Source organism: Armatimonas sp., assembly GCF_043760365.1.
Classification (GTDB): Bacteria; Armatimonadota; Armatimonadia; order Armatimonadales; family Armatimonadaceae; genus Armatimonas.
Genome location: NZ_JAYUPA010000380.1, coordinates 1 through 5,073, shown reverse-complemented (window position 1 = coordinate 5,073; position 5,073 = coordinate 1). Strand labels below are relative to the sequence as shown.

The 5,073-nt window shown below is 58.2% G+C and carries 4 protein-coding genes; all 4 read right to left on the bottom strand.

What is annotated here, in order from left to right; genetic code table 11:
- Positions 1-313: 313 nt before the first annotated feature.
- Positions 314-2,944 carry a DNA mismatch repair protein MutS gene (mutS, locus tag ACH2EH_RS09165; protein ID WP_395140981.1) on the bottom strand — a complete coding sequence of 877 codons (2,631 nt, stop codon included), beginning with the start codon at positions 2,942-2,944 and terminating at the stop codon, positions 314-316.
- A gap of 51 nt (positions 2,945-2,995) precedes the next feature.
- Entirely contained in the window at positions 2,996-3,439 is a 444-nt protein-coding gene (locus tag ACH2EH_RS09160; protein ID WP_395140979.1) for a type II toxin-antitoxin system VapC family toxin, read from the bottom strand.
- Between the two features lie 138 nt (positions 3,440-3,577).
- Positions 3,578-4,000, bottom strand: coding sequence for an AAA family ATPase (locus tag ACH2EH_RS09155; RefSeq protein ID WP_395140977.1), 423 nt, complete (start codon positions 3,998-4,000; stop codon positions 3,578-3,580).
- 12 nt (positions 4,001-4,012) lie between these two features.
- Positions 4,013-4,966, bottom strand: coding sequence for a non-reducing end alpha-L-arabinofuranosidase family hydrolase (locus ACH2EH_RS09150; protein ID WP_395140975.1), 954 nt, complete (start codon positions 4,964-4,966; stop codon positions 4,013-4,015).
- Positions 4,967-5,073 lie beyond the last annotated feature (107 nt).

Genomic DNA, 5,073 nt, shown 5'->3' with positions numbered 1-5,073 from the left:
TCGCGGAAGAGACCGGTCATAATCTTGTGATTCGCTGTGACGATCCTCTACCAGACGCGTAAGCCTACCGACGAGGAACGAGGAGGCGGCGCGAAGCGCCCCATAGCGGGACGATCTCCGTACAAGAGGCGCGGGGTGAACCGGGCGAAGACGGGGACGACGGCGACGGGGTAGATCGCCCAATGGAATTAGGCGTCAACAGTGGCACTGCGTGCCGCGAAGCCCGTGCCGGGCTGGGGATTAGGGAGCCCTGAACGGGCTTTGCGGCTGAGGAACGAAGCCATTGCAGACGCCGGTTTTCAACCGGCGGCGCTCATTTCGTAAGCGATTTTTGGAGCCGTTGCAGCGCAATCAGCGCCTCGACGGGCGAGAGGGTGTTGATATCCAGCCCGCGCAGTGCCTCCACTACGGGGTGCTCCTCCGCCTCGAAGAGTGTCATCTGGAGCCTCTGTGATTTCGGTGCGACGCTCACACTGCCGCCGAGCATGTCGCGGCGCTTGCTGCCGTCTTTTTCAAGATCGCTGAGAATCTCTTTGGAGCGCTCGATCACGGTGGGGGGCAGGCCGGCCATGCGGCCCACTTGAATCCCGTAGCTCTTATCCGTGCCGCCGGGGAGCACTTTACGCAGCCAGATAATCCGATCGTTGGTCTCTTTTACCGCGATCCGGTAGTTTTTCACGTTGGGGAGCTGCTTTTCCAATTCATTGAGCAAGTGATAGTGGGTCGCAAAGAGTGTCTTGCAGCCGCGTGCGGCGAGAAACTCCGCGACCGCCCACGCAATGGAGACGCCGTCAAAGGTGCTCGTGCCGCGCCCGATCTCATCGAGAATCACCAGGCTGCGCTCGGTGGCGTTGTTGAGAATGTCTGCGGTCTCGGTCATCTCCACCATGAACGTGGACTGTCCGGCGGCCAGATCATCGTGCGCCCCGACGCGGGTGAAGATGCGATCCACCAGGCCGACCCGCACGGAGTCGGCGGGGACGAAGCTGCCGACCTGCGCGAGTAAGACGATCAGGGCGACTTGGCGCAGCACCGTGGATTTTCCGGCGGAGTTAGGGCCGGTGATGATATGCACTTGCTGCTGGTCGGTGTCAAGATAGGTATCGTTGGGAATGAAGTTCGCCGCCGAGCCCATCAGCCGCTCCACAACCGGATGCCGCCCGCCCTTGATATCGAGAACATCGGTGGTGTCTACGGTAGGCCGCACAAAGCGATTGTTCTGGGCGACTTCGGCGAGCGCTGCGACCACGTCCAATTTCGCCACGGCCTGCGCCACGGCCAGCACGTCGCCCGTGAACTCCTGCGCCACGTAGTCCCGTACGGAGACAAACAGATCGTATTCCAGCGCGTTGATGCGCTCCTCGGCCCCGAGCACTTTGGACTCCATCTCCTTGAGTTCCGGGGTAATGAAGCGCTCCCCGGTGGACGTCGTTTGCTTGCGGATGTAGTCACTAGGGACGGCGGCGAGATTGGATTTGGTTACCTCGATAAAGTAGCCAAAGACCGAGTTGAAGCCGACTTTGAGGCTCTTGATGCCGGTCTTCTCACGCTCGTCGGACTCTAGTTTTGCAATCCAGCTCTTGCCGCCCCGGACGATCTGACGCAGCTCATCTAAATTCTCGTCGTAGCCGTCTTTAATGAGATTGCCCTCACGGACCGTCAGCGGTGGCTCGTCGTGGATGGCGCTGGTGAGAAGCTCCGTGAGTGTTGGTAGCCCGTCGAGCGTGGCGGCGAGCGCTTGAATGGCCGGGTGCTCGATCTGCAAGGCTTGCGTCGCCACGTTCGGAATCTGCTCCAGCGAGAGGCGCAGCGCGACCAAATCCCGCGCATTGGCCGCCCCGGTCGAGAGCCGCGCCATGAGCCGCTCCAAGTCCGCGACTGCCCGGAGCGTGTCGCGCACATCGCCGCGCGTGAGCGCGTCGTCGTAGAACGCCTCGACAGCATCTAAGCGTGCGTTGATCTTGTCCACGGAGAGCAGCGGCGCATCGAGCCATTTCTTGAGCATGCGCCCGCCCATCGAAGTGCGCGTCTCATCCAGAACGGCGAGCAGGGATTTCGCCCGAGCGCTGTCGTAGAGCCCCGCTGTCAGCTCCAAGTTACGCCGCGCCGATGCGTCGAGGTACATCGCGTCCTCGGTGGAGTAGGTCGCCAGCGAGCGAATATGCCCGACCGCGCCCATGTGCGTCGCTTTGAGATATTCGAGGAGGGCAGCGGCGGCGCTCAGCCCGGCGGAGTAGTCATCGCAGCCGAAGCCCTTGAGAGTCTGCACCCCAAAGTGCTCCAGCAGCGCCTCACGCGGCAGTCGTGGCAGTCGGGCTTTCCCAATCCGTGTGAGAGTCGCGGGGCAGGCCGCGGCAATCGCCTCCGCCAGCTCGTCCATTCCCTCAGGGACAAGGCACTCGGCGGGCTGGAGGCGCAGAATCTCCTCGACCACCTTGGCGATCCCCGCACTCTCCTCCACCTCCGTGATCAGAAACTCGCCGGTCGAGACATCCACCACCCCGATCCCATGCACGGGCTTGGAAAGAATCGCTGCCACTAAGTAGTTATTGCTCTTGGCATCCAGCAGCGCGTCCTCCACCAGAGTGCCCGGTGTCACCACCCGCGTGACCGCGCGCTTGACTAAGCCTTTAGCGAGCTTCGGGTCCTCGATCTGATCGCAGATTGCCACTTTAAAGCCCTTCTGCACCAGGCGGGCCATGTAGCGCTCCAGCGCATGATGGGGAACACCCGCCATCGGGTACTTGCCATCGTAGCCCTGCACATCGCGCCCCGTGAGCGTGATCTCCAGCTCGCGGGCGATCAGCTCGGCGTCGTCGCCGTACGCCTCAAAGAAATCCCCAACCCGCATAAAGAGCACGCAGTCGGGGCGCTCCAGCTTCATGGTGACATAGAGGCGAAGCATCGGAGTGAGCTTATCGAGGGGAATCTGAGGCGTGGGCATAACGCTTCTATTCTACGCCATGCCTGCCGATTGCGGAAAGCCAGAAGCCGGTTAGATTGTCCAGTCCTCGACTACCAAGTCAGGAATTTCTGTGAAATCATTGGTGTTTTGCGTGACCAGCACATAGCCGTAGTTAATGGCACAGGCAGCGATCCGGCAGTCAGGTACACCTTTTCGCTTCTGAGCATTGGACATCGCCGCTAAGACTCGATCAGAAGCCTCGTCATAGAGTAAGTACTGGAAGGTATGAAGATCTTGGAACGTGCTTACAAAAAGCTCATGCTGTTTCCACAAACTCAGCTTGAATTTTGGATCCTCCGCTTTACTGATCTGCGCAAGCCGCCCTTTCATCATTTCCTGTATCGTCACGGAGCAGATGAAGCAATGTGTCGGAAGAGTCTGGGAAATTTTGCTCTGCAGGGTTAGGGGAGCAGTTCCGCGAAAGATCAGACTGAGAATGTTCGTATCCAATAGGAAATTGGGTTCAGTTGGCATAGCCTGTATTCTCGCTATTCCGGTTTTCCTCCATTGCCTTCTGAAAATCGTCCCAAAAAGGGTCGTCCTCATACTTGCCAAAAAGGGCTTTCAAAGGGTTGTCCAGATACGGAAGCAGCCTCGATCCTGTTCCATTTGTCACGACCTGAAAAATTCGATCCTTATCTTCATGGTTGGGTTCAGTCTGGCTGATTCTAAAAGTGAGTTATATCTTGGATAACCCATGTATGGAAATTCATATTTGGCATCTTTGGGCTTGTCCCCAAAGTAAACAGAATAAAAACCATTGTCTAAGAATGCCTCGATTTGAACATAGTCTGATCTAGGCAAAATAGAGTTTACAGCAAAGCCATTTTGAAACGCAGATTCTTCCAGTCTTTCTTCAGTCATGTGCTCAAAAATACTTATGATTTCTTCTAGCACCGTTGTCTTGCCGCTTCCGTTTGCGCCTGCGAGGAGTATCGTCTTTTTGGGCTTGCCGTCTTTGTCGCAGAAGTCTAGCGTGACATCGTCGAAGGGGCCGCAGCCGACGAGGCGCAGGGAGGCGATTTCGATCTTCATAGTGGAGCTATTTTATCGCAGATCGGGTTTGGCGGTAAGCAGGCCGAGCTTCCAGGGGATCTTGCCGTAGGCGGTTCTGTACTCCGCGTCGCTGGCTCCTTGGAAGAGAAACTGGAGATTTTTCGGGTCTATTTCCAGGGTCTCATCGTTGCGGGAGCGGATCAGCTCGCCGTGGCTGATGCTGCTGGTCCAGGGCGAGGGGCAGTTAGTGAGACCCGCAAACGGTTTCTCCCAGCTATCGGCGAGGGGTTTCCACGGCCCCGCGAGCGTGTCGGCGAGGTAGGCTTTGAAGTAGCGGCGGCCCTTGCCCTGGGCTTCGATGATCGTGAGGTACTCGGGGCGGTCTTTGAGCTTGTAGGTATGCGACGCCTCGAAGATATCCGCTTGGAGCGCGAGGGTAGGAGCCGACCAAGTGCCGCCGGGGAAGTTCTTGCGCTCGGTCTGAGCGCGCCAGAGCTTGCCATCGAGCGAGGTCCAGAAAAGATGCGCGTGGGTCGCGTCGCAGATTACCCAGAAGTCGAGCCACTTGGGCTTGGCGGGCGGGTTGGCCATCAGCGGCTGTGGCTTGCTCCAGGACTTGGGATCGCTCAGATCTGCCGTGGTGGAGTAGCAGGGCTGAAACGGCGGGTTGCGTGAGTCGTCGGCGAGCTGAAAGATGAGAAACCAGCGCCTCTGCGGCTGATAAAAAAAGAGCTGGGGTGCGCAGTAGTACTTGTCGTGGAGGGCCAAGACGTGGCGAGGTGCAGTTGCGGCATCGGCCCAGGTCTTGAAGCGAACCACGACAATATCTACTCGCCCCGAGGCAAACCGGAGTGTGGCGTAGACGTTCCAGAAGCCTTTGTCAAAGACGACTGTCGGGTCCTTGATCGCCACCTGCGGATCGGAACCCTCCGGTTTAGCCGCGAGGAGGGGAGCGGAGACCGTCCACGAAAATCGCCCCGTTGAGAAACTATCTTCTGAGTGCATCTCACTACTACAGCGCGGCGTAAATATTAACAACATTAGGTAGTCAAAACCTTCCCGGTATAAGTCCAACGAAACGGCTTAGCCATCGTCACATTAAAGTAAGAGAT

What these genes read in the sequence shown, in the direction of transcription:
- mutS (WP_395140981.1), bottom strand. Translation starts at nt 2,944, where the DNA reads ATGCCCACGCCTCAGATTCCCCTCGATAAGCTCACTCCGATGCTTCGC.
- ACH2EH_RS09160 (WP_395140979.1), bottom strand. Translation starts at nt 3,439, where the DNA reads ATGCCAACTGAACCCAATTTCCTATTGGATACGAACATTCTCAGTCTG.
- ACH2EH_RS09155 (WP_395140977.1), bottom strand. Translation starts at nt 4,000, where the DNA reads ATGAAGATCGAAATCGCCTCCCTGCGCCTCGTCGGCTGCGGCCCCTTC.
- ACH2EH_RS09150 (WP_395140975.1), bottom strand. Translation starts at nt 4,966, where the DNA reads ATGCACTCAGAAGATAGTTTCTCAACGGGGCGATTTTCGTGGACGGTC.